The organism is Chryseobacterium sp. (genome assembly GCF_041914225.1).
Lineage (GTDB): Bacteria > Bacteroidota > Bacteroidia > Flavobacteriales > Weeksellaceae > Chryseobacterium.
Window position 1 is genome coordinate 67,561 of sequence record NZ_JAYSDT010000012.1, and the last position, 23,190, is coordinate 90,750.

Sequence of the window (23,190 nt, forward strand, 5' to 3'; positions counted from 1 at the left end):
TTCAATAGAAACGGGCTTTAGCCAAAACTTAATGCCATTTTTCATCCGGAATTTTAGAAGTTAGATTCCTTCAAAATAACAGACTGCATGAATAGACTTCGCGTTCTATTTGTCATCCGCAGGAATCCAAATTCAAATAATATAATTATTCATCCATTGTTTAAGTTTTTTTAACAGTTCAATGGCCGGATTTTCCAGCAGAAATCTCTATTTTTGCACCACTATCGTTTTACTGAAAAACTAAAGTATTCTGATTGACATGGCAGGTCTGAGGTCATTTTTCTTATTCTATATCTTATTGGTTTTTTCCCTTTTCAATTCGAATTGGGCAGAAAAATCGTTGCAGAATATTCCTCATGTCCCTCCTGTAACGAATATTCATGTTCTGGATGTTTATGAAGAAGCAGATATGAACACGCATGCTCTGCCTGCTGCTTCAAAAATTGTAAAACACTCAGTCAGAAAAAATGATTCTGCAGTAGCAGACTTCTCAGGGATATTAAAAGTTATTCCGAAAATTACCCTTCCGGAAATTGCGGTTTCCATTATCTGCGGGGTTAAATCCTTTCTCCATCTCCTCCAGCTGTACTAATTTTAAATTTCTGAAAGCCAAATCACTTTTAACGGAAATCTTATAATTTAAACATTTAAAAATGTATTGTAAAAACGTAATAATTTGTATTCTTGCAACATTATTCGCTGTGTCATGCAGTAAAGACAAGGAAAAAAACAATCAGAAAGAAAAAGAAGTTCCCGTACTGGAAATCAAAGAAAAAGATACATTGGTGAGCAACCAGTTTGTCACAGATATCCAGGCTAAAAAGAATGTTGAAATGCGGTCCAGAATCGGAGGCATTATACAGCATATTTATGTCAATGAGGGACAGTTTGTACACCAGGGGCAGGCTTTATTTAAAATCAATGATGCTGAACTGCAGATGGAGCTTCTGAAAGCGAATGCCGCATTAAAGCAAACTGAAGCTGATGTCCGTATTGCAGAAGTGGAACTGAAGCAGATTCAGAGTCTTCATGCTAAGAAATTTGTAGCCAACAACGAGCTGGAAATGGTAAAAGCAAAACTGTCTTCCGCGAAAGCAAAACATGCCTTTGCTGATGCCGAAAAAAAGGCAGTTTTTCAGAAAATAAGCTTTACAAAGATTACAGCACCTTTTGATGGGGGGATTGATGTGATTCCCCATAAGGACGGTAGTTTAGTGGAAAATGGAACATTATTGACCACGCTTTCCCAACTGAATGAAGTCTATGCTTACTTTTCGATCCCTGAAAACCTATATTTTGAGCTTTTGGCCAATGATAAAATCGGGAATCATCAGAAGATTGAACTGACGCTGCCTAACGGAGCCAATTATCAGTTTAAGGGTGCTTTAAAAACAGCCGAAGGAGAAATCGACAGAACTACAGGTTCTATCCGGTATAAAGTACTTTTCCCGAATCCGGACCATCTGATCAAACACGGTACTTCCGGAAAGCTTATTATTTCCGAACAGCAGAATAACGCAATCCTTATTCCACAGAAATCTACCTTCTCCATCCAGGATAAGACCTATGTTTTTGTAGTGGATAAGCAGAATAAAGTGAAAATGACCAGCATTAAGATCGGAACTACCTTAAGAGATTCTTATATGGTGGAAAACGGTCTTAAAAAAGGAGATTTAATCATTTATGAAGGAACACAGTCTTTGAAAGACGGTGATATTATCAAAATCAAAAAGAAGTATTAACCTTTCATAATCTTTAAATCAATGGTAGAAATGTTTATAAGACGAAAGGTTCTTTCGTTGGTTATTTCCATATTATTTGTACTGCTGGGAATCATGGCGTTGCTGAAAATGCCGATCACCCAGTTTCCCGATATCGTACCGCCTTCGGTAACCGTTACGGCAAAATATACAGGAGCGAATGCCGAAGTATCTGCCAATGCGGTAGCGCTGCCTTTGGAAAGGGCCATCAACGGAGTGCCGGGGATGACATATATGTCTACGGTAACCTCCAATGACGGGCTTACCCTTATTCAGGTGTTCTTTGAAGTAGGAACAGACCCTGATGTAGCAGCAGTAAACGTTCAGAACAGGGTAACAACTATTCTGGACGAGCTTCCTGAAGAGGTGATCAGAGCCGGGGTAACAACTGAAAAAGAGGTGAACAGTATGCTGATGTACCTTAATATCACAAGTACAGATCCGAGCCAGGATGAACAGTTCATCTATAACTTTACGGACATTAATGTCCTTCAGGAGTTGAAACGTATTGATGGAGTAGGACGTGCAGAGATCATGGGACAGAAGGAATACTCAATGAGAGTATGGCTGGATCCGCAGAAAATGGCTGCTTACAATATTTCCGCAGACGAGGTAATCACTTCCCTGCAAAAACAGAATATTTCCGCAGCACCGGGAAAAGTAGGTGAAACCTCTGGTAAAACCTCAAGCCAGCTTCAGTATGTTATCAAATATAAAGGAAAGTTTTTTGAGCCAAAACAGTATGAAGAAGTACCAATCCGGTCTGATGTGGACGGAACAATTTTAAAGCTTAAAGATATTGCCAAAGTTGAATTCGGGGCGATGAACTACGGAATGGTTTCCAAAACAGACGGAAGACCCTCTGCATCCATCATGATGAAACAGCGTCCGGGTTCCAACGCTTCCGAAGTAATTGAAAGTGTAAAGGCAAAAATGGAAGAATTGAAAGTTACCTCTTTCCCGCCGGGAATGGAATATAACATGGCTTATGATGTTTCCCGATTCCTTGATGCTTCCATCAGTGCGGTGCTTACAACGCTTATTGAAGCTTTTATTCTGGTAGGAATTGTGGTATTTATCTTCCTGCAGGACTGGCGTTCCACATTGATTCCTGTACTGGCTGTACCGGTAGCATTGATAGGAACTTTTGCATTTATGGACATGCTTGATTTCTCTGTCAATCTTTTAACATTGTTTGCGTTGGTCCTTGCCATCGGAATTGTAGTTGACAATGCCATTGTCGTCGTTGAAGCCGTCCATGTGAAAATGGAAGAAGGAATGAACGCGCTGGATGCCACCATCAGTGCCACCAAAGAAATTGCAGGAGCTGTAGTCGCTATTACGATCGTGATGTCTGCCGTATTTATTCCTGTGGCATTCCTGGATGGGCCTGTTGGAGTATTTTACCGTCAGTTTTCATTAACATTGGCCATCAGTATCGTGATTTCAGGGGTGAATGCACTGACGCTTACTCCGGCGCTTTGTGCTATTATTTTAAAACCTCATGACCATCATAAGAAGAAAACCATTATCGACAGGGCTTTCCAGAGCTTTAATACAGGATTTGAAAGACTGACGAATGGGTATGTAGGTGTTTTATCAAAATTTGCCACAAGAACTACAGTGACTTTCGGACTGTTGTTCTTATTCATCGGACTGACCTTTGTGACCAGTAAATTCCTGCCTACCGGATTTATTCCTATGGAAGACCAGGGAATGGTGTATGTAAGTGTGACGACTCCACAGGGAGCAACAGTAGAAAGAACAGAAAAAGTACTGGATGAGGTCACGGTGATTGCCAAGAAGATTAAAGGAGTAGAAAATGTGACCACGCTTGCAGGCTACAGTATCGTGACAGAGATCGCAGGTTCATCTTACGGAATGGCGATGATCAACCTTAAAGACTGGAAAGAAAGAAGTATTTCAGTGAATGATCTGATTTCAGAACTTTCAGAGAGAACAAAGGGTATAGCAGATGCACAAATTGAGATTTTTGCGCCGCCAACCGTTCCCGGATTCGGAAATACCAGTGGTTTTGAATTGCGTTTGCTGGACAGAACCGGAGGAACTATTGAAAACACAGATAAGATCACCAAAGATTTTGTTAAAAAGCTGAATGAAGCTCCCGAACTGCAGAACAGCTTTACCAGTTTCGATGCTACTTTCCCGCAATACATGATTAATATAGATTATGATATGGCAGCGAAGAAAGGAGTATCGGTGGACAATGCTATGTCTACGCTGCAAACTATGCTGGGATCTTATTACGCTACGAACTTTATCCGTTTCAGCCAGATGTATAAAGTGATGGTGCAGGCAAGTCCGGAACATAGGGATACACCTGAAAGTATTCTGAATTTATATTTAAAAAATGACAAGGGTGAAATGGTTCCTTTCTCCACTTTCATTACCATCGAAAAAGTATACGGGCCTGAAGTACTTACGAGGTACAATATGTATATGTCTGCAATGATCAACGGAGAGCCTGCTGACGGCTACAGCTCCGGTGATGCCATTGCAGCGGTAGAACGTGTAGCCAAAGAATCTTTGCCAAGAGGATTTGATATTGAATGGTCCGGAATGACAAGGGAAGAGATCTTATCAGGAAACCAGACCGTTTATATCTTCGCCATCTGTCTTTTATTCGTGTATCTTTTATTAGCGGCACAGTATGAAAGTTTCCTTCTTCCGATGCCGGTATTATTAAGTCTTCCGACAGGAATCTTCGGATCTTATATCGCATTGGTGGCTGCAGGGTTGGATAACAATATTTATGCACAGGTAGCGTTGGTTATGCTCATCGGACTTTTAGCTAAAAATGCCATCCTGATCGTGGAATTTGCCGTGGCAAGAAACAAACAGGGGTTTGATATCATTCCTGCAGCCATTGAAGGAGCAAGACAGCGTCTGAGACCGATCCTGATGACCTCCTTTGCTTTCGTGGCAGGACTTATCCCTTTATGTATAGCATCCGGAGCCGGGGCAATCGGTAACCGTTCTATTGGGACAGCTGCAGCCGGGGGAATGCTGATCGGAACCATCTTCGGACTGGTGGTGATTCCGGGACTGTATATATTCTTTGCAAAACTTGAAAATAAGAAGAAAGATGAAAAGATTGAATCATAGAAATATATTGTATGGAATGGCGGCACTGAGCCTGGTTTCATGTGCCGTTCCCAAAGTAGCAGAACTGAAAAAGGCTCAGGAATTACCAGAGGAGTTTATTAAAACCGATAAAAACAAAAGCCCGGATGAATTTCAGCAGATCAATCTGAAAGCTTATTTTACGGATCCTTATCTGCTTGAGCTTTTTGATAAGGTGGTGCAGGCGAATCCTGATTTCCAGATTGCACAGCAAAGAGTGGAGATTGCCAACAGTTTTCTTCAACGGTCAAAGATGGATCTGTTGCCTTCCCTTGAAGTCGGAATAGAAGCTTCCGGTAACCGATACGGCAAGTATACAATGGAAGGCGTTGGAAATTATGACACCAATCTTTCACCTAATATTACGGAAGACCAGAAATCAACAGGGATTTTACGCCTAATTACTGGCTGGGCGCAAGAAGCAGCTGGGAAATTGATGCATGGGGAAAACTGAAAAATAAGAAAGTTGCTGCCCAGAAGAAATATCTGGCTTCAACAGAAGGATTAAGATTATTGCAGGTAGAGCTTTTCACCGATATTGCCAATCTGTATTATCAGCTGGTAGCATTGGATAACCGTCTTGCTATTTATCAGAAGAACTACAACCTTCAGCAAAGAGCCTTTGAAATTGTTCTGGCTCAGCGTGAAGTAGGTAAAGCTACCGAATTGGCAGTACAGCAGTTCAAGGCACAGAACAATAACTGGCTTGCAGAGATTGAACATATCCGGGTGGAAATCGTAACAGTAGAGCAGGCGATTACAACCCTGACAGGAAGCTATGGTGGAGAGGTGAAACGGGGGAAAGTATTAATGCCTACCAATATGGATGTTTTAAATAAAACCATTAATGTGGAAAATGTAATCCATTCCAGGCCGGATGTAGCAGCGAATTACTATGTTTTAGAAGCTTCCCAGGCTGATGCAAAGGCGGCAAGAGCTGCTTTTTATCCCAAAATTGATCTGGGAGCCGGTTTCGGACTGAATTCTTTTTCTGTGGAAACATTCTTTAAGCCAGGTTCACTGGCCGGACAGCTGTTGGGAGGATTGATGGTTCCTGTTTTCAATAAAGGACAGTTGAAATATGAATTTAAAGTAGCCAGCAAAGAGCAGGAAATTGCTTTTTTAAACTACCAGAAAAGTATAACGACAGCTTTTAATGAGCTTCAGTCTATCTTAAAACAAACTAAAATTTATGAACGTGTTCTGAAACTGAAATCAGAAGAAGTAGGTTTCCTTGACCGCGGTGTTGAGGTTTCCAATGATCTGTACCTTACAGGGTACGCCAACTATTTTGAGCTGATCAATTCCCAGAAGAGCAAACTAACCGCTGAATTGGACTTATTACAGTTCCAGCATCAGAATACCAGAAACAACGTCCTGCTGTTTAAAGCACTGGGAGGTAAACTGGATTAATTTTTACTTTTTTTACGATGAGAGGAGCTGCCTGAAATGGCAGCTTCTTTTATATTTTTAAATTTTAACTGTATTCTACGGGTTCCCGTAAGGATATTTGAAATAATTCAGGGATATTGCGTTAGAATCTAACTTTTTATAAGTTAAGTTAACTTTTTTTATATGTCCCTAAAAAAAGAGACTGTCCGCACGGACAGTCTCTTTGTGTATGGTTTAAAACGGATCTGCTTTTAACACAGAAACATTTTTACAGGTACGTATTATTTAACAAGCTGTATTTCAACAGCAGAAAATCCTTTAGGAGATTTCTCTTTTTCAAAAGATACTTTGTTTCCTTTTTTCACCGGCTCTGCACAGTTATTGTTGTGGAAAAAGATGTTTTCTTTGCTGTTATCTTCAGTAATGAAACCATATCCTTTTTCACTCAGGAACGTAACAATTCCTGTTTTTCTTGGATCTTCTTCAATGATAGGAGCTGCACCCAGTTGAATATCATCAAGGTTTACTTCCTGTCTCTGTTCAGGGGGAGTAGAAGTTAATCTTCCGAATTCATCTACATACATGAATACATCCTCCATGTCTTTCCCTTTGTTGTTGTTCGTTTTACGTTCTTCGCGTCTTAGCGCCTTTTCTTTTTGCTTTTGAATTTTTTTCTTGAAATTTTCCTTTTTAGAAAAAGAATCTGCCATAAATTATTTTTAGTATTTAGTTTCTATAAATTAATCGGTTCAATCTGGCCTGCATGAGACCTATAAAGCCCGCCGATGTTTCCTGTCCTGGATATTTCCAATCATACAGAGCTTTAAAATTCCGACAAGTATTGTTCTTAATAGAAGAATAAAAGTTAAAAATATGGCTGCTCAAAAGGCAAAGACTGAATAAAAATATTCGCGTCGTTACAGAAAACAAAGTAGTGACTCGGTTTATTACGTACAAATATACAACAATAAAATGAATAATCAGGTTTTAAATGATTGATTATCAGAAATAGTGTTGCAGGATACGTTATGCTGTGCGTGTAAACGTATCCGTAAAGTGGTAATAATCTTACAAAAAAATCCCCAGAAACCTGAGGATTATAAAAAAATATATTAAAAATGAAGTGGTGGTGCGTGATACGGGAGGAAGGTATCAAATGTTATGCCTAAAATTGATGTGAGTTTGGGAATTATAGCCGGGTGTTTAAATAAAAAAGATACTCTCAGGGCGTATCTGGCTGGTAAATAGCATTCTATTGAATAACTATTGTTTACATAGAAATAGTAAATGTTTTTTCCCGTATAGGACAGGAAAATGAAATTCCCGAAAATTTCACCATGTTGAGGCCGTTTTTATTATCCATCTTTGTCTCATTAACATTTAAAAATAAAAACAATGTCAACACAAAATGTAAAAGGAAAAGTTGTTTTAATTGCAGGAGGCGGTAAAAACTTAGGAGGATTATTAAGCAGGGATTTCGCTGCAAAAGGCGCAAAACTGGCCATCCATTACAACAGTGAAAGCTCAAAAGCAGAAAGTGAAAAAACACTGGCTGAGGTACAGGCACTGGGAGCAGAAGCATTTTTATTCCAGGGAGACCTTACCAAAGTAGATCATATCACGAAGTTCTTTGATGAAACCATTACCCGTTTCGGAGGAATCGATATTGCCATCAATACTGTTGGAATGGTGCTGAAAAAACCATTTTCAGAAACTACAGAAGCAGAATATGATACCATGTTCAATGTCAATTCAAAATCTGCTTACTTCTTTTTGCAGGAAGCCGGTAAAAAGCTGAATGACCATGGGAAAATCTGTACGATCGTTACATCATTGCTGGCGGCTTACACCGGATTGTATTCCACGTATGCTGGAGCAAAAGCACCGGTAGAGCATTTTACAAGGGCTGCTTCCAAAGAATTTGGAGCCAGAGGTATTTCCGTAACCGCAGTAGCTCCCGGCCCAATGGACACTCCTTTCTTCTACGGGCAGGAAACCGATGATGCTGTAGCTTATCATAAATCAGCATCCGCATTGGGAGGATTGACAGATATTAAAGATATTGCGCCTTTGGTAGAATTTCTGGTGACAGAAGGCTGGTGGATTACAGGGCAGACCATCTTTGCCAATGGCGGGTATACAACAAGATAATACTTTGTAAAATCCATTAAAAAGAAAACTCACTGAAAACAGCTTTCAGTGAGTTTTTATTTGTAAAAGAAATAATAAATCAAGCGGTTTTAATCTTTCCTTTCTCCAGTATACTTTTGATAATAAAGAATAATCCAAGAAGAACAAATGGAATACTCAGAAGCTGCCCCATGTTAAGGATCATTCCGTGCTCAAATTCTACCTGATCTACCTTGATAAACTCTATCAGAATTCTCATAATGAAGATCAGCAGGATACTGATTCCAAAGTAAAATCCTTTTCCGATTTTAAAGATATTCTTCCTGTAAATGAAATACACAGAAAGGAAAATAATAAAATAAGAGATAGCCTCATAAAGCTGGGCCGGATGTCTCGGAAGATCATCTACCTGACGGAATATAAAAGCCCAAGGAACATCAGTAGGAATTCCGATAATTTCAGAATTCATCAGATTGGCCAGCCTGATGAAAGTACCTCCCAACGGAAGTACAATGGCTATCGCATCCAGAACGGTCATGAATGGGATAGCATATTTTCTCGCATAAATGAGAAGCATGATGACCAATCCGATACCGCCGCCATGACTGGCAAGACCTGCAAATCCTGTAAAGTGGTAGCTTCCGTCCGGACCTTTCTGAACGGGTAAAAATGTTTCAAGCGGATGCTGAGAATAATAATCAAAATCATAAAAAAGACAATGCCCCAATCTGGCTCCCACCAGAATTCCTATCAGTGCATAGGAGAATAACGCTTCATGGGCCTGCGTGCTGAGACCTTCCTTTTTATAGATGCGTTTTAAGATGTTCAGGCTCAAAACAAGCCCTGCAAGAAAAAGTAATCCGTAATATTTAATAGGAATTCCCAGGATATTGACGATTTCGGGATTGATGTCCCAGTTGATATATAATAAATTCATTGCTGCAAAGATAGGAAAATAGGATTTTCCTGTAAAAACAGTGCTGTTCGGGAGTTCTATGATCTGAGTCATAAAGCGTTAGGAGTATCTTGTCTACATTTGAACTACACACACCACAAAATTTAATAATATGAAATTCATTGTATCATTCATTGTGCTTGCCGGCCTTTTTGTCGTCAGCTGCAAAAAAGAACCCCAGACACAACGGACCAATACAGATACCATTATGGCATCTGACAGTCTTACTTCCGGCTCTGCCCAGATTTCACCGGATTCGGCAGATCAAACTCCCACGGTGGACAGCTCTGCGTATGATGTAGATTCTATTAAAAGAAGTAAATAATTGTATTTACAGCCATTGACGTTTTAAAGCGGGATTGATTTCTTTTTAAAAAAAGAGATCAGTAAAGAATTCTATTAAGATAATAAACCGGAACATCACGACTTATTAACCCATGATACTATTGTTATGGCAGATATCTCATTATTTAAAGAAACAGGAATACAGATTACCTTATTGCTTACTTTGATGGTCATTGTAGCCGGCCTTATCATTGTGGTTCTGAAGTTTTTATCCATCTATGCTAAAATATTAAGGCGGAAAGAATCCCTCGAGAGAAAAAAAGAAATAGAAAACCTTTCTCCTGAAGAAGTAGAAGATTATGAACAGCGGGAAAAAGAGCTCAGCTTCAGCCTTCCGGAAAATGGTCTTTCAGGTACCCTGCCACCTGCAGATACAAAAGGAGTTGTACAAAACATCAATTCTGTAGAAGAGTTAAGAGTATTTCCCACCAAGAGAAGAACATCTTCATTTCAGAAATATATTTCTCCTGAACTGAGCCGCCTGATTCTTTATTTTCTGGGAACGGCCATATTCTGGCTTTTGCTGGGGACAACCTTCGGTTTATATGCAGGTATAAAACTGGTTGCTCCGGATATAGAGCATACAAGCTGGTTCAGCTATGGAAGGCTAAGACCGGGGCATACCAATGCTGTATTCTGGGGGTGGGCTTCCCTGGCAATGCTGGGTTTCGCTCATTATGTGATACCGCGGGTAAGCAATGTTGAGAAATTTAATATAAAGCAAGGGTATCTTTCTCTTATTCTGGTCAATGCAGCTGTTCTTGCCGGAACAATCTCCGTTCTTTCAGGAGTGAATAACGGCGGGGGAGAATACCGGGAATATATCTGGCCGATCATGATTACTTTCGGGATAGGAGTGGCGCTCTCACTGCATAATTTCTTTAAACCCATTGCACACAGGAAAACCAAAGAAATTTATTTGTCTAACTGGTATATTGTATCGGGAACAATGTTTATTGTTATTGTAATAGTTATCGCTTATATTCCCATCTGGCAGGACGGGGTAGGAGAGACCATTATTCAGGGATATTATATGCATCAGGCTATCGGAATGTGGTTCATGATGATCAACCTGGGACTGATGTATTATTTTTTACCACAGCAGCTGAATAAACCTATCTACTCCTATAGCTTAGGCGTGCTGGCTTTCTGGACCCATACCTTTTTCTATACCCTGATTGGAACCCACCATTTTATTTTCAGTGCCATCCCATGGAGGCTGCAGACAACAGCTATTATTGCAAGTGCAGGGATGCTGATTCCTGTGGCGGCGGGTACAGCCAACTTCCTTCTGACGTTTAATGGAGCCTGGTATCAGCTTAGGACAAGCTATACGCTTCCGTTTTACTTTATGGCGATTATATTTTATTTTACAGGATCATTCCAGGGAACGGTGGAAGCTTTCAGGTATACCAACCTCCTCTGGCATTTTACGGATTTTACTGTAGCGCATTCACACCTTACCATGTATGGAATCATCACATTTATGCTTTGGGGATTTTTCTATACGCTGGTTCCCCGGCTTACAGGAAAGGAGCCTCCGAAGCTTTTAGTGGGAATCCATTTCTGGTTTGCACTGATCGGGCTGTTATTTTATGTTATTGCTTTAATGATTGGCGGGACGCAGACAGGAGAACTCTGGATCAAGAAAAAACCTTTCATTGAAGGGGTGATCAATATGGCGCCTTTCTGGCTTTGGAGAGCTATCGGGGGAACATTGATGTGGCTGTCCCATTTGATTTTCGCTTATAATTTTTACAGGATGGTAAGAAAAGAAAATCAGGTAAGAGTTCTCAGGACACCTGCAGAAATCCTGGCCGCGAAGAAACAGTTTGGAAATACAGAGTTTAACACTTAAAGATCAGCATCATGATATTTTTAAATGACCATAGAATCCTTTTCGGCTCTGCACTTTTACTTTTTGTTTCACTTACCCTTTACATTGCCATATTCCCTGCTTTGGAGAACCAGAGGATCAATAAGCCTTTACCAAGACAGTCTAAAATTCTGACAAAAGAGGAGCAGGCCGGTAAAAGGGTTTATATAGATAACGGATGCATTGCATGTCATACCCAGCAGGTCAGAAATGTCGAAATGGATAATGTCTTTGGAAAAAGACCAAGCATACCGGCGGATTTTGCCATCAATACCCGAACAGATTTCTGGAGAAACACAGCCAATCTGATGGGCACCCAGAGAACCGGGCCGGATCTCACCAGTATCGGGGAAAGACAGCCCAGTGCAGAATGGCATCTCATTCATCTCTATCAGCCCAGGGCCGCCGTTGAAGAATCTGTGATGCCTGCTTATCCCTGGCTTTTTATAGAGAGGGATTATCTGCAGCCCGGAGATGTTGAGGTGAAAGTTCCGGAAAAATTCCGTCCCAGATACAAAAAAATTGTTGCAGGTCCTGAAGCCCTTCTGCTGGTAGCTTATCTGAAATCCCTGAAACAAACGGATTATACGGATAAATCTATTGTTCCTGCATTCCTCTATAAACAGAAAAAAGAAGAAGGCGCAGCACAGGGAGGAAATGCCAATTTACCGGATGGAGGTGCACTCTTTACCGCCAATTGTGCAAGCTGCCATCAGGCTAACGGAGAAGGGGTTCCGGGAGCATTTCCACCATTGAAAGGAAGCCCTGTGGTTACAGGAGGAGACCTTGAGCTGTATGTCACCATCATCATGAAAGGCTATGATCCGAGACCGGAATTTGCGACCATGCCGCCTGTGGGCACCAATGCCAACTTCACTCCTGAAGATGTAGCTGCCATTATGAACCATGAGCGGACCAGCTGGGGAAACAATGCCAAAAAGGTAACCGCAGAAGAAGTAAAAACAATAATGGATAAAATAAAATAACAATGATAAATGTTTTAAAAAAAATAGCTGTCCTGTCTGGAATATTCTTTACAGTCTATGCATTTGCCTGCGATGCCTGTAAACTTCAGCAGCCCGAAGTAACAAGAAACTTTACCCACGGAACCGGCCCGGAAAGTAACTGGGACTGGTTTATCGTAGGATTTGTCATATTGATAACAGTACTGGCATTTATCCTTTCTGCAAAATATCTGTTCAAACCAGGAGAAAAAGATAAATCCCATATTAAATACTCCGTTTTTTCAGGTGAAAATTAAAGATCATGACAAAAGATAAAAGCAAAGTTTTTTTATTTATTGATGACGACCCGGCTCCCATTGCAGAGCTGGACACCCCTATTGTTTTTGATCTGGATACCAAAAAGCTCACGGACGGAGAGCATACCCTTAAGATCGTAAGCCATTCGCCATCCGGGAGAGAAGGTATCAGAAATATACAGTTTACCGTTGCCAATGGCCCTGCAATACGGATAGAAGGCCTTAAAAATAAAGATGTGGTAGATGGTACACTTTCTCTGATGATCAATGCGTATGACAAAGGGAACCAGAAAAGCTTCCTGATCAATGGGAGTGAAACACCCCAAACCATTCCTTTCTGGATATGGATTATTGTCATCGTGTTTGCAGCGTGGGCAATCTATTATGAAATAACAAGTTACAATATTCAGTAATTGCCGTATAGTACAACAATTGCTCAGCTTCAGCGGCGCAGGAAAAAATAATAGCGTTACAACTGAAAACAGGAAGATTATCTTCCGGTTCACATAGATTTATAGATTAATGTTGAAACTTGTCATATGGAGTAATCTGTATGACTTGTTTTTGAATAAATTTTAAAATAAAAGTTATGATAAAGGATATTTTAGACAGATGGCCGGATTGGCGGGAATATTTTAAAGGTAGTGCTTTTTTAGGTATTGCAGGACTTGCAGTGCTTTTTATCAGGAATACACAGAATAAAGAAATAAAAACGCTTCAGCATAAGCTTGATGAACTGATGGCTGCACGTAAGGAAAATAAGGACAGGGAAGCAGGAAACCTCACAGAAGATGAGATGAGCCAGCTTCACACATTCTATGAAGATCTCGAAAGACAGCGCAGAGAGAAAAATATACCGGATAACAACCGGCCGGAAAATCTGCAGGTGAATTGTCCCAGATATAAGTAGACAATCCAGGGTAAGAGATTATGTTTTGAAAATGGACCTAATATATCATGCTTCATGAAAAAGAAATATTTAGTGGCCTATGTTCAGATGTTTTATTTTCTGCTTACCGCAATATGGCCATTTATACATCTTGATAGCTTTTTGAAAATTACCGGTCCCAAGACGGATATATGGCTGGTGAAAACGGTCAGCTTACTGATCTTACCTTATGTTTTCCTTATTTTATATGTTTTGAAAATAAGGCGGAGCGCTTTGGTTATACTGGTCATTATACTCTGTTCTGCCGGACTCGCAGGAATTGATCTTTATTATTATATACATGACGTAATCAGATGGACTTATATGATAGACTTTATTCTTGAAGTAACATTCATTGTGTACTGGATTTTTATAATAAGATCAGTATCACAAAAAAAGTCTTTCAAAATATAAAGACTTTATCCTAAATGCCTTAATTTAAAACGATTCTTGACGAAACATTTGGTAACTTTAACGTGCTATCAAAACAAAAAGTTATGCATCATCAGCTGGAGAAACATTATGTAAACAGGGTAGGATGGCTCCGGGCTGCCGTATTGGGAGCCAACGACGGGTTATTATCTACCACAAGTATTGTTATTGGAGTTGCGGCAGCAGAGCCCGAACGGCATATTATTATCCTTGCAGCGCTGGCAGGTATGATTGCCGGAGCAATGTCTATGGCCGCAGGTGAATATGTTTCCGTAAGCTCTCAGGAAGATACGGAAAAAGCAGATCTGATGCGCGAAAAGCTTGAACTTGAACAAATGCCGGAGATAGAGCTCAGAGAACTAGCCAAAGTCTATGAAAAAAGAGGCTGTACCAAAGAAACGGCTATGCAGGTAGCAATTGAACTTACAGAGCACGATGCCCTGGGAGCACATGCCCGTGACGAACTGGGAATAAACGAAATAACACAAGCCAAACCTTTGCAGGCGGCGATGGCTTCTTTCGGTTCATTTGCGGTAGGGGCTTTATTGCCGTTTGCGGTTTCCCTTTTGGCGCCTATTAAACAAATGGTATATTTCCAATATGGGTTTTCAATCATATTCCTGATGCTTTTAGGAGCAATCTCTGCGAGAGCCGGAGGTTCAAATATTAAAATCGCAGTATTGAGGATTTGTTTCTGGGGAACTGTTGCCATGGGAATTACAGCATTGGTGGGCCGTATTTTCGGGGTTAGTGTAGCGTAAAGGCTGTGATATCCGTGTAGTTGATATTGCTGCTTATGAAGTAAATATCTCACCTACAACAGATTAATCCCCAACCGATTATCTTTCTGAAATTGTGAAAAAACTGGAATCTTTTCAGCCGTTGAAATTGATCATGAACAGCCTATCGTTGCGTTTGGCTTAGAAATAATCTGCAAAAGGAATTTTTTGTATATTTAAAAGGCATCAAAATATACTGCAAAAGCCAGCTTTATACTTACACGTAACTTAAAAAGAACTGATAATAAATGATACAACAAGAATTCGGTAACAGAGCAAAAGAGATTTTAGAACCGGACGACAATGTTATTGGCTTAGCTGTAGCGGGTTCCTGGCTTACCGATGAAATAGATGAATTTTCAGACCTTGATCTTATTCTTGTAACCCGACAAAAAATTTCTGACGATAAGAATTTAATGCTTGACTATGCAAGAAAGCTGGGAGGTTTTTTGTCAGGGTTTACCGGCGAACATGTGGGAGAGCCGAGATTATTGATATGCCTGTATGACAATCCGCTTTTGCACGTGGATATCAAGTTTTTAACCCTTGAAGAATTTCAAAGCCGTATTGAAACCCCAACTCTTCTCATTGATAAGGGTGGACAACTTGCGAACATCATTCATCATACAGAAGCAGGGTTTCCCTATCCGGATTATCAGTGGATAGAGGATCGTTTTTGGACCTGGATTCATTATGCATTATTGAAAATAGGACGTGGAGAATATTTTGAAGCATATGACTTTATGGGATTTCTACGTATGATTGTATTGGGGCCGTTACTCCACATAAAAAACGGAAATTTACCTCGCGGTGTGAGAAAAGTGGAAACTGCTTTAAATACTCAGGATCTTGAAAAACTGAAACTTACCATTCCGGATTATAACAGACAATCCTTATTGGAAAGTTTGAGAAACGCAGTGTCATTATACAGGCATCTAAGGGCAGAACTTTTTGACAGTAAAGTAAATTTGCAAAACAGCACTGAAGAAAAAGTGATGAGGTATTTTGAAGAAATAGAAAACAAACACTAGCTAAACAGATTGAAGTGGGAACCTGAAGCTTTTATACGGAAGTAATTATAAAAAAGCTGAGTATTATTGTGAAAAAAACAATATAAACCATGCAGTACAAAAAAATAAAGCCTTGTAAGGAATTAGAGCCTTTTATTCATTTCTATTGGGAACTGAAAGGAAATGAAATAGAGAGGCAATGGGAAAGGGTTTTCCCGGATGGCTGTGCGGGTGTACTCATAAATTTGGGAAATAAATGCTTAACGGATAACGGATTGCTCTCAATGGAACATGGAAAGACTTATGTGGTAGGTGCCATGAATTCTTTTAAAGATAGTTTTATCGACAGCGAAACCCATTTAGCAGGAGTATGCCTGAAACCTGCCACTTTTGCAAATTTTTACAGCTATGCCTCACAAAATGAATTAACAAATGCCACTGTTGAATTTGAAAAAGCCAACTCCTTTAATATTGATAAAACATCTGACAATCCTTTCCATTATTTTGACCGGTTTTTTTCCGGGAGACTCAAAAACAAAAATATCCGACTGCAGGAAGTACTTAATCAGATACATTCAACCAATGGAAACATAAGTAGTAACGAGCTGGCTAAAATACATTTTACGACGGTAAGACAACTGGAGCGGAATTTTAAAAAACTAATCGGATTATCACCCAAAGAATATTCAAATATTATCAGGTTTCAGCATGCGATGAGTTTGATCAAAAATTCAAATCAAAGCCGGAGCTTATTGGAAATTGCGTTTGAATGCGGTTATTATGATCATTCGCATCTTACCAATGAAATCAAGAAGAATACCGGACTTGCGCCCTCATTGCTTTAATGTGTCGCATTTTTACAAAGTACAGATCGTTGTATAGAAGTAAATTTGCTTCAATATTAAAATCAAAACCGATGCGAAAATTATCACTTTTCATTGCAATGAGTTTAGATGGCTACATCGCAAAACCTAATGATGACCTGAGCTTTCTGAAGATAGTTGAAAAAGAAGGTGAGGATTACGGTTATGCGGACTTTACTTCCGGAATTGATACCATTATTATAGGTAGAAAAACCTATGATTATGTACTGAAAGAAATCGGCTCATCTCATTATGACAACGGGCAACGGGATGTATACGTAATCACAAGAACAGCAAGGCCGAAAGAGGGCAGAACGACTTTCTATACAGGAGATATTACAGAATTGGTTAACCATTTAAAATCCGGTGAAGGAAAGAATATATATTGTGACGGTGGTGCTTCAATAATAAATGAATTATTGAAGCATGATCTGATAGACGAATTTATTATTTCGGTGATTCCGGTGTTATTAGGCAACGGGACAAAGCTTTTTAAAGACGGCCGGCCTGAAAGCGCACTTGAATTTATTACAGCAAAAACATTTGAAACCGGATTGGTACAGCTGCAGTACAAGCGAAAAAAATAACAGTTTTTCTGATGAGGCTGCAATAAGTAAAGGTATAGTTTTTTAAAAATTTGATATATATTTAAGTATCCAAATTTTTCCTATGCTTAAAGACTTTGAATTTTATCTGTTCCTGGTTTTCCTGATTACGATGCTTATCATGCTGGCTAATAAGATTAAGGTAGCATATCCGGTTTTACTGGTAGTAGCCGGGCTTATCATAAGTTTTATTCCCGGGGTGCCATCCATTAAAGTAGAGCCGGAATTACTATTTATCATCTTCTTACCTCCTTTACTGTACGAAGCTGCATGGTCAACCTCATGGAAAGAACTTTGGAGATGGCGCAGGATTATCTTCAGCTTTGCCTTTGTAGTTGTTTTCTTTACCGCATTGTCGGTTGCCGCTTTTGCCAATTATTTTATTCCCGGGTTTTCTCTGGCTCTCGGTTTTTTATTGGGTGGGATTGTTTCTCCACCTGATGCCGTTAGTGCAGGAGCCATTCTGAAATTTGTAAAAGTCCCAAAAAGGCTGGCCTCTATTCTGGAAGGTGAAAGTTTGCTGAACGATGCTTCATCTTTGATTATTTTCAGGTTTGCCATGATAGCTGCTGCAACCGGACAGTTTGTTTGGCATGAAGCAGCCGGAAGTTTTGTATGGATGTGCTTGGGAGGCCTTGGAATCGGGCTTGCGATTGCATATGTCTTTCTGAAATTACATAAAATGTTACCTACCGACTCAAATATAGATATTCTGCTGACTTTCATTGCGCCGTTTTCTATGTATCTGGCTGCAGAACAACTGCACGCATCCGGAGTTCTGGCAGTGGTAACCGGAGGACTGTTTCTTTCTTACCGGAGTCACGATTTTTTAAGCAGTGCATCCCGGATACGTACCGTAACGGTATGGGAAAGCCTTTGCTTTCTGTTGAACGGGATTGTTTTTATGCTTATCGGTTTAGATTTACCGGAAATTGTTTCCGGTCTAGGTGATACAGATATTTATACTGCGATAGGGTATGGAATTGCAGTTACTATAGTGTTGATTATTGTCCGGATTTTGGCAGGATATGGAGCGCTGGTGACCACCTTGATTATGAGGAATTTTATCACCGTTGCCGATCCTCAGTCACCGGGATGGCAAACTCCCCTGATTATTGGATGGACCGGTATGCGGGGAGTAGTGTCCCTGGCAGCAGCACTTTCCATTCCCATGACTTTAGATGATGGGTCTCCGTTTCCTCAAAGAAATATGATCCTGTTTATTACATTTATTGTAATTCTGTTAACACTGCTTTTACAAGGGCTTACCCTTCCTTTTTTACTTAAGAAATTTCCTCCGGTAGACCGGGATTTCATAAGAAGTGCGAAAGAGATAGATTACGACATTCAGAATAGTCTGGCAAAAGTAGCGCTTGATAAAATCCGGAGCGACTATGCTGATAAAATAGAAAGTTTTCCGGCGTTAAAAGATCAGTTACAGAAATATGAAAATCAGTTGAGCAGTTCTGAAATTATTTTAAATTACAAAGAATACAGACATATTTATATTGACATTCTCGATACCCAAAGAAACTGGCTTATCAATAAAAACCGCGAAGAACTGTTACTGGATGAAAATATCATCCGAAAACATCTCAGAATATTGGATTTGCAGGAAGAAAGACTGAATATGAAAGGATATACTGTTTAATTCATAATTTAAGTTAAAAAAAAGTCCGTCTCACAACTCGTGAAACGGACTCTTTTTATGAACCATGCTTTATTGAACATCATTCCAGAGAATAGCTTTTCAGACAAATGATTCTGATAGTACGTCATTTTCTGATACAGACTCGCTCTTAATCTGTTACTTTTAAATGCTGAATTTTTCCGTCAATTATTTCAAAATGAAATTTTAAAATGATCGGATTGCCAGGAAATGATCCTGAAACTTCCGCTGATAGAATATTTTCTTTTTCGTTATAATCCAGCGGTTCCATAGTGGCTTTATATTCCTTATTGGATTTGTCAATCCACTTTTCAATTTCTGCTTTTCCGTTATGGATTTTGCCTTCATCAAAAACTACGGCTGTTTCTGTAAAGCATTCGGCATAAGCAGCACTATCGAAATTGTTCTGTGCTCTTACCAGTTCGGTGATTACTTTTGGTAAATTCATATTGTCTGTTGTTAGGGATGATTAAATTGTTGGTACTGTTCCGCCATCGATTACATATTCAGTTCCTGTTAAATAGCCGGCTCTTGGTGAAACAAGAAAACCGACGAATTCCGCTACTTCTTCAGGCTCGGCAGGTCTTCCGAAAGGTATTCCACCCAATGCATCCATTACACCCTGCTGCGCTTCTTCTATCGTACTGTTAGAATTTCTTGCAATTTCTCCCAGCCATGCTTCCGAAGCTGTCGTATTGATCCAGCCTGGTGAAACAGTCAGCACCCGGACGCCTTTAGGGGTAACTTCGTTGGATAAGCTTTTACTGTAGTTTCTCAAGGCAGCTTTTGCAGCTGCGTAAGGCAAAGTAGAATCATAAAGAGGCAATTTACCCTGAATGGAAGCAATGTGAATGATAACACCATTTTTTCGTTCAATCATCTGTGGTAAAAATCCTCGGTCCAGCCGAACCGGAGCAAGCAAATTGGCCTGTAGGGTTGATTCCCAGTCTTCATCACTTAATGCATAGAATCCACCGGCAGGTGTTGATGAAGAGCCGAGGTTGTTGATCAGGATATCCAGTTTTCCGTAGTTCGTAAGCACTTCGCGGACTACTTTTTGTGAGCCCTCTGCTGTGCTCAGGTCGGAAGCAATGAAATGCAGATTGCTGTTTTCCCGTTCAGGTGCATTTCTTGCGGTAATAATAACCGTTGCACCAGCCTGCAGCAACCTTTCTGCTATTGATTTTCCGGTGCCTTTTGTACCTCCTGTCACCAATGCAATTTTGCCCGATAGCTCATTGTTGTAATTAAATTGTTCCATTTTTAAGAATTATTTATAGGACAAAATTGAGGTATAAAAACAGCTCGGACAAGTACGGAATTACGATTCATATAGGGATAAATTATTCCCCTATTGTGCAAATGGGAACATAGGTTTAATTTTACATTATGTATGAGAGAAAAATAATTCCGAACTTAAATTGCGGTCTTGATCTGATTGGTGAAGTACTTTACGGCAAATGGAAGATACGCCTGCTTTGGTTTATTTATCAGGGACATAAAAGGCCAAGTGAATTGCAGCGTAAGATTCCGGATGCATCACGAAGGGTTTTAAACATTCAGCTAAAAGAGCTGGAAGACCACGAGCTGGTTACCAAGAAAATTTATCCCGTTGTTCCTCCAAAAGTAGAATATAGCTTAACTGATTTTGGTGAAAGTCTGATTCCTGTTGTAAGTGCTTTGGGACAGTGGGGTGATCAGCACGAAAATCGGTTAAGAAAATTGATTATTAAGAGAATTCAGGGATCTGCGGGTACAGAAGAGAATTAAAGTTTTTTCTTTTAATTGAGTATTCAAATGAGCTCATATCTGTTATGACTTGAGCTTTTTAAATGTGAAATTATTAAATAGGCAATTTTTTAACTTACTAAAAACAAAAGCCTCTGAAAATCAAAAACGGCACCGTTTGGCTTTGGTGAACTGCTGGCTGGAACATTAAATCATTTTTTTGCAGATTTGGATAATGTTTTGAGTGCCTGTGTTTGATTTTTTAGCCTTTTTAAATTTATTTTTCTTTGGAACCTATGTTTATGTGGCTTCATAATTTGTAGTAGAAGTTTTGTATTGATAAGGATTAGGGGAAGCAAAATGTTTAACCATACGACTTTTCTTGATATAGGTCATCGTTTTAAAGCTTCAAAAAATGGAAATTAGATCATATTTTATATAAGGGAAATTTCATAATACAAAATCAATTAGAATGGAAATAGGAATAGATAGCTTCATTGCTACCGGTGCGTATGATGGCTTATTGCGTCCAGAGAAAAATATTGAAGCTATGGAAAATTTGTTGTCAAAGATAGAGTTTGCAGACCAGGCCGGATTACATGTCTTTGGGCTGGGAGAACATCACCGCAAAGAATTTTTGGATGAGTCTCCGGCAGTAATATTGGCAGCAGCGGCAGCGAGGACTAAGAATATTCGGCTGACAAGTGCTGTTACAGTACTTAGTGCGGCTGATCCTGTAAGAGTATTTCAGGAATATGCAACATTGGATATTATTTCCAAAGGCCGGGCTGAGATTGTAGCCGGGAGGGGATCATTTATTGATGCGTTTCCTTTATTTGGATTCAATACTCAGGATTATGATGCTCTTTTTGAAGAGAAAATTAAATTGCTTCTTGAAATCCGTGATAATGAAACTGTGACCTGGAGCGGGAAATTCCGTCCTGAACTGAAACAACAGGCAGTATATCCGAGACCGGTACAGGAACAATTGCCAGTTTGGATAGGAGTAGGAGGAACTCCACAATCTTTTATGCGGGCCGGAATCCTGGGACTTCCATTAATGGTGGCTGTTATCGGAGGCGAAACGCATCGTTTTCGTCCATTGATAGACTTATATTATGAAGCCGGAGAAAAAGCCGGGCATCCTCGGGAAAAGCTTAAAGTAGGATTACATTCGCTGGGCTTTGTGGCGGATACAACAACTGCAGCAAAAAATATCTATTTTCCTGGTTATAAGGAAATGATGGGTAAAATTGGAAAGGAGAGAGGGTGGGCTGTTCCTACACGGGATATGTTTGAAGTTCAGGCTGCTCCTGCCGGAGCTTATGTTATTGGCGATCCAGAAGAAGTTGCAGAAAAGATTTTACGGCATAGTGAGGCGTTAGGCGGTATATCAAGATTTACATTTCAGATGGATAATCCAGGACTGAGCCAAGATAATATGCTTAGGGCGATTGAATTAATTGGGACAAAGGTAATTCCTATTGTCAATAAAGCATGATTATTTTTTGACCGCTCGGGATCGAATTCTGCTCAGCGTTTCCTGCGTAATACCTAAATATGATGCAATCAGATGCTGTGGAAATCGTTGCGAAAACTCAGGGTAGCTATCAATGAGCATATTATATCGCTCTTCTGCTGTCATACTTATGGCAGCATTGATTCTTTTCTGAGTGGCGAAAGAATAATTTTGGTCTAAATGACGGGTAAGTTCATTCATGATAGGAAGTGTGAATACTTCTTCTCCGGCTTGTTTTGTTAAGACCAATAAATCAGCATCTTCACATGCCTCAATATTGAAGGAAGAGGGTGAATGTTTTGAAAAACTTTCACGATCACCTACCCACCAGCCTTCAATATAAAGACTTATGATATGTTCGGTACCTTTAATATCTGTACTGTATTTTTTCATAGAACCCTTAGCAAGAAATCCCATATAACTACTTACATCCCCTTCATGCAAAAAGAATTCCCGTTTTTTGAGTTTATAAGGAACAAAATTATTTTTTATAATGTTAATTTCATTAGCTGCTAAAGGTCTGGAGACCCGTGAATTGATGTATTCAATTAAAGTGTCGTACATTAGTTGTAATTGTAAATATAAATATACTGAAAGTTATCATTACAATCAAGATTGTTAAGAATAATCTAACCTTCTCCTGACCTTCTCCAACTATATAGCTATAATATAATTTTAGCCACCCTTTTGACCATCCTGAAAATTAAAAACCTCTGAGAATCAAATGATTCCAGAGGTTTTTTGTACCCAGGACCGGGATCGAACCGGTACTCCTAAGAACTGGTGTTTGAGAC

The 23,190-nt window shown here is 39.7% G+C and carries 25 protein-coding genes; 20 read left to right on the forward strand and 5 right to left on the reverse strand.

Going from position 1 to position 23,190, the window contains the following annotated elements; genetic code table 11:
- Window positions 1-259: 259 nt before the first annotated feature.
- From ACE3RB_RS07830 to ACE3RB_RS07850, 5 genes are all read left to right on the forward strand, one after another.
- Window positions 260-592, forward strand: coding sequence for a hypothetical protein (locus tag ACE3RB_RS07830; RefSeq protein WP_374463717.1), 333 nt, complete (start codon window positions 260-262; stop codon window positions 590-592).
- 61 nt (window positions 593-653) lie between these two features.
- Complete coding sequence (locus ACE3RB_RS07835; RefSeq protein WP_374463718.1) at window positions 654-1,742, forward strand: efflux RND transporter periplasmic adaptor subunit; 1,089 nt, start codon at window positions 654-656, stop codon at window positions 1,740-1,742.
- A gap of 21 nt (window positions 1,743-1,763) precedes the next feature.
- A complete protein-coding gene (locus tag ACE3RB_RS07840) occupies window positions 1,764-4,886 on the forward strand; it encodes an efflux RND transporter permease subunit (protein ID WP_374463719.1) in 3,123 nt (1,040 codons plus the stop codon).
- Entirely contained in the window at window positions 4,867-5,358 is a 492-nt protein-coding gene (locus tag ACE3RB_RS07845; RefSeq protein WP_374463720.1) for a TolC family protein, read from the forward strand. The genes ACE3RB_RS07840 and ACE3RB_RS07845 overlap by 20 nt, the downstream gene beginning before the upstream one ends.
- Window positions 5,337-6,317 carry a TolC family protein gene (locus ACE3RB_RS07850; protein ID WP_374463739.1) on the forward strand — a complete coding sequence of 327 codons (981 nt, stop codon included), beginning with the start codon at window positions 5,337-5,339 and terminating at the stop codon, window positions 6,315-6,317. The genes ACE3RB_RS07845 and ACE3RB_RS07850 overlap by 22 nt, the downstream gene beginning before the upstream one ends.
- Window positions 6,318-6,577: 260 nt before the next feature.
- On the opposite strand, the gene ACE3RB_RS07855 is transcribed toward ACE3RB_RS07850, so the two are convergent.
- Window positions 6,578-7,006, reverse strand: a complete 429-nt coding sequence (locus tag ACE3RB_RS07855; protein ID WP_002981005.1) for a cold shock domain-containing protein — start codon at window positions 7,004-7,006, stop codon at window positions 6,578-6,580.
- Window positions 7,007-7,691: 685 nt separating this feature from the next.
- Here ACE3RB_RS07855 and ACE3RB_RS07860 point away from each other — a divergent pair.
- Window positions 7,692-8,447: an SDR family oxidoreductase gene (locus ACE3RB_RS07860; RefSeq protein ID WP_374463721.1), complete on the forward strand. Its 756-nt coding sequence runs from the start codon at window positions 7,692-7,694 to the stop codon at window positions 8,445-8,447.
- Window positions 8,448-8,526: 79 nt separating this feature from the next.
- On the opposite strand, the gene lgt is transcribed toward ACE3RB_RS07860, so the two are convergent.
- Complete coding sequence (gene lgt, locus ACE3RB_RS07865; protein WP_374463740.1) at window positions 8,527-9,363, reverse strand: prolipoprotein diacylglyceryl transferase; 837 nt, start codon at window positions 9,361-9,363, stop codon at window positions 8,527-8,529.
- 130 nt (window positions 9,364-9,493) lie between these two features.
- Between lgt and ACE3RB_RS07870 the strand changes: the two genes are divergently transcribed.
- The 12 genes from ACE3RB_RS07870 (at window position 9,494) to ACE3RB_RS07925 (ending at window position 19,131) form a co-directional block, all read left to right on the forward strand.
- On the forward strand, window positions 9,494-9,706 hold the full coding sequence (locus ACE3RB_RS07870; RefSeq protein WP_374463722.1) for a hypothetical protein: 213 nt from the start codon (window positions 9,494-9,496) through the stop codon (window positions 9,704-9,706).
- A 126-nt stretch (window positions 9,707-9,832) separates the two neighbouring features.
- Window positions 9,833-11,584 (forward strand): cbb3-type cytochrome c oxidase subunit I, encoded by a 1,752-nt coding sequence (locus tag ACE3RB_RS07875; RefSeq protein ID WP_374463723.1) that lies wholly within the window; start codon window positions 9,833-9,835, stop codon window positions 11,582-11,584.
- An 11-nt stretch (window positions 11,585-11,595) separates the two neighbouring features.
- Window positions 11,596-12,588, forward strand: a complete 993-nt coding sequence (locus ACE3RB_RS07880; RefSeq protein WP_374463724.1) for a cbb3-type cytochrome c oxidase subunit II — start codon at window positions 11,596-11,598, stop codon at window positions 12,586-12,588.
- 2 nt (window positions 12,589-12,590) lie between these two features.
- A complete protein-coding gene (locus ACE3RB_RS07885) occupies window positions 12,591-12,863 on the forward strand; it encodes a hypothetical protein (RefSeq protein ID WP_374463725.1) in 273 nt (90 codons plus the stop codon).
- Between the two features lie 5 nt (window positions 12,864-12,868).
- Complete coding sequence (locus ACE3RB_RS07890) at window positions 12,869-13,276, forward strand: cytochrome C (RefSeq protein WP_374463726.1); 408 nt, start codon at window positions 12,869-12,871, stop codon at window positions 13,274-13,276.
- 176 nt (window positions 13,277-13,452) lie between these two features.
- Entirely contained in the window at window positions 13,453-13,773 is a 321-nt protein-coding gene (locus ACE3RB_RS07895; protein WP_374463727.1) for a low affinity iron permease family protein, read from the forward strand.
- A gap of 54 nt (window positions 13,774-13,827) precedes the next feature.
- Window positions 13,828-14,205: a hypothetical protein gene (locus ACE3RB_RS07900; RefSeq protein WP_374463728.1), complete on the forward strand. Its 378-nt coding sequence runs from the start codon at window positions 13,828-13,830 to the stop codon at window positions 14,203-14,205.
- An 83-nt stretch (window positions 14,206-14,288) separates the two neighbouring features.
- Window positions 14,289-14,984 carry a VIT family protein gene (locus tag ACE3RB_RS07905; protein ID WP_332385919.1) on the forward strand — a complete coding sequence of 232 codons (696 nt, stop codon included), beginning with the start codon at window positions 14,289-14,291 and terminating at the stop codon, window positions 14,982-14,984.
- 266 nt (window positions 14,985-15,250) lie between these two features.
- Window positions 15,251-16,033, forward strand: a complete 783-nt coding sequence (locus tag ACE3RB_RS07910; protein WP_374463729.1) for a hypothetical protein — start codon at window positions 15,251-15,253, stop codon at window positions 16,031-16,033.
- Window positions 16,034-16,122: 89 nt separating this feature from the next.
- Window positions 16,123-16,857: a DUF6597 domain-containing transcriptional factor gene (locus tag ACE3RB_RS07915; protein WP_374463730.1), complete on the forward strand. Its 735-nt coding sequence runs from the start codon at window positions 16,123-16,125 to the stop codon at window positions 16,855-16,857.
- Between the two features lie 71 nt (window positions 16,858-16,928).
- Window positions 16,929-17,462, forward strand: a complete 534-nt coding sequence (locus ACE3RB_RS07920; RefSeq protein WP_374463731.1) for a dihydrofolate reductase family protein — start codon at window positions 16,929-16,931, stop codon at window positions 17,460-17,462.
- Window positions 17,463-17,544: 82 nt separating this feature from the next.
- Complete coding sequence (locus tag ACE3RB_RS07925; protein WP_374463732.1) at window positions 17,545-19,131, forward strand: Na+/H+ antiporter; 1,587 nt, start codon at window positions 17,545-17,547, stop codon at window positions 19,129-19,131.
- Between the two features lie 148 nt (window positions 19,132-19,279).
- On the opposite strand, the gene ACE3RB_RS07930 is transcribed toward ACE3RB_RS07925, so the two are convergent.
- Together ACE3RB_RS07930 and ACE3RB_RS07935 are read right to left on the reverse strand one after the other, a co-directional pair.
- Window positions 19,280-19,597: a nuclear transport factor 2 family protein gene (locus ACE3RB_RS07930; RefSeq protein ID WP_374463733.1), complete on the reverse strand. Its 318-nt coding sequence runs from the start codon at window positions 19,595-19,597 to the stop codon at window positions 19,280-19,282.
- 21 nt (window positions 19,598-19,618) lie between these two features.
- A complete protein-coding gene (locus ACE3RB_RS07935; RefSeq protein WP_374463734.1) occupies window positions 19,619-20,410 on the reverse strand; it encodes an SDR family oxidoreductase in 792 nt (263 codons plus the stop codon).
- 128 nt (window positions 20,411-20,538) lie between these two features.
- On the opposite strand from ACE3RB_RS07935, the gene ACE3RB_RS07940 reads away from it, so the two are divergent.
- Both ACE3RB_RS07940 and ACE3RB_RS07945 read left to right on the forward strand, forming a co-directional pair.
- The gene (locus ACE3RB_RS07940) at window positions 20,539-20,919 is read left to right on the forward strand and encodes a winged helix-turn-helix transcriptional regulator (protein ID WP_374463735.1); all 381 of its coding nucleotides are present in this window, start codon (window positions 20,539-20,541) and stop codon (window positions 20,917-20,919) included.
- Between the two features lie 430 nt (window positions 20,920-21,349).
- Window positions 21,350-22,378 (forward strand): LLM class flavin-dependent oxidoreductase, encoded by a 1,029-nt coding sequence (locus tag ACE3RB_RS07945; protein ID WP_374463736.1) that lies wholly within the window; start codon window positions 21,350-21,352, stop codon window positions 22,376-22,378.
- Here ACE3RB_RS07945 and ACE3RB_RS07950 read toward each other — a convergent pair whose 3' ends face one another.
- Window positions 22,379-22,960 carry a Crp/Fnr family transcriptional regulator gene (locus ACE3RB_RS07950; RefSeq protein WP_374463737.1) on the reverse strand — a complete coding sequence of 194 codons (582 nt, stop codon included), beginning with the start codon at window positions 22,958-22,960 and terminating at the stop codon, window positions 22,379-22,381.
- Between the last annotated feature and the right edge of the window lie 230 nt (window positions 22,961-23,190).

Coding starts and splice junctions, on each gene's coding strand:
- ACE3RB_RS07830 (WP_374463717.1), top strand. CDS start 260: ATGGCAGGTCTGAGGTCATTTTTCTTATTCTATATCTTATTGGTTTTT.
- ACE3RB_RS07835 (WP_374463718.1), top strand. CDS start 654: ATGTATTGTAAAAACGTAATAATTTGTATTCTTGCAACATTATTCGCT.
- ACE3RB_RS07840 (WP_374463719.1), top strand. CDS start 1,764: ATGGTAGAAATGTTTATAAGACGAAAGGTTCTTTCGTTGGTTATTTCC.
- ACE3RB_RS07845 (WP_374463720.1), top strand. CDS start 4,867: ATGAAAAGATTGAATCATAGAAATATATTGTATGGAATGGCGGCACTG.
- ACE3RB_RS07855 (WP_002981005.1), bottom strand. CDS start 7,006: ATGGCAGATTCTTTTTCTAAAAAGGAAAATTTCAAGAAAAAAATTCAA.
- ACE3RB_RS07860 (WP_374463721.1), top strand. CDS start 7,692: ATGTCAACACAAAATGTAAAAGGAAAAGTTGTTTTAATTGCAGGAGGC.
- lgt (WP_374463740.1), bottom strand. CDS start 9,363: ATGAATTTATTATATATCAACTGGGACATCAATCCCGAAATCGTCAAT.
- ACE3RB_RS07870 (WP_374463722.1), top strand. CDS start 9,494: ATGAAATTCATTGTATCATTCATTGTGCTTGCCGGCCTTTTTGTCGTC.
- ACE3RB_RS07875 (WP_374463723.1), top strand. CDS start 9,833: ATGGCAGATATCTCATTATTTAAAGAAACAGGAATACAGATTACCTTA.
- ACE3RB_RS07880 (WP_374463724.1), top strand. CDS start 11,596: ATGATATTTTTAAATGACCATAGAATCCTTTTCGGCTCTGCACTTTTA.
- ACE3RB_RS07885 (WP_374463725.1), top strand. CDS start 12,591: ATGATAAATGTTTTAAAAAAAATAGCTGTCCTGTCTGGAATATTCTTT.
- ACE3RB_RS07890 (WP_374463726.1), top strand. CDS start 12,869: ATGACAAAAGATAAAAGCAAAGTTTTTTTATTTATTGATGACGACCCG.
- ACE3RB_RS07895 (WP_374463727.1), top strand. CDS start 13,453: ATGATAAAGGATATTTTAGACAGATGGCCGGATTGGCGGGAATATTTT.
- ACE3RB_RS07900 (WP_374463728.1), top strand. CDS start 13,828: ATGAAAAAGAAATATTTAGTGGCCTATGTTCAGATGTTTTATTTTCTG.
- ACE3RB_RS07905 (WP_332385919.1), top strand. CDS start 14,289: ATGCATCATCAGCTGGAGAAACATTATGTAAACAGGGTAGGATGGCTC.
- ACE3RB_RS07910 (WP_374463729.1), top strand. CDS start 15,251: ATGATACAACAAGAATTCGGTAACAGAGCAAAAGAGATTTTAGAACCG.
- ACE3RB_RS07915 (WP_374463730.1), top strand. CDS start 16,123: ATGCAGTACAAAAAAATAAAGCCTTGTAAGGAATTAGAGCCTTTTATT.
- ACE3RB_RS07920 (WP_374463731.1), top strand. CDS start 16,929: ATGCGAAAATTATCACTTTTCATTGCAATGAGTTTAGATGGCTACATC.
- ACE3RB_RS07925 (WP_374463732.1), top strand. CDS start 17,545: ATGCTTAAAGACTTTGAATTTTATCTGTTCCTGGTTTTCCTGATTACG.
- ACE3RB_RS07930 (WP_374463733.1), bottom strand. CDS start 19,597: ATGAATTTACCAAAAGTAATCACCGAACTGGTAAGAGCACAGAACAAT.
- ACE3RB_RS07935 (WP_374463734.1), bottom strand. CDS start 20,410: ATGGAACAATTTAATTACAACAATGAGCTATCGGGCAAAATTGCATTG.
- ACE3RB_RS07940 (WP_374463735.1), top strand. CDS start 20,539: ATGTATGAGAGAAAAATAATTCCGAACTTAAATTGCGGTCTTGATCTG.
- ACE3RB_RS07945 (WP_374463736.1), top strand. CDS start 21,350: ATGGAAATAGGAATAGATAGCTTCATTGCTACCGGTGCGTATGATGGC.
- ACE3RB_RS07950 (WP_374463737.1), bottom strand. CDS start 22,960: ATGTACGACACTTTAATTGAATACATCAATTCACGGGTCTCCAGACCT.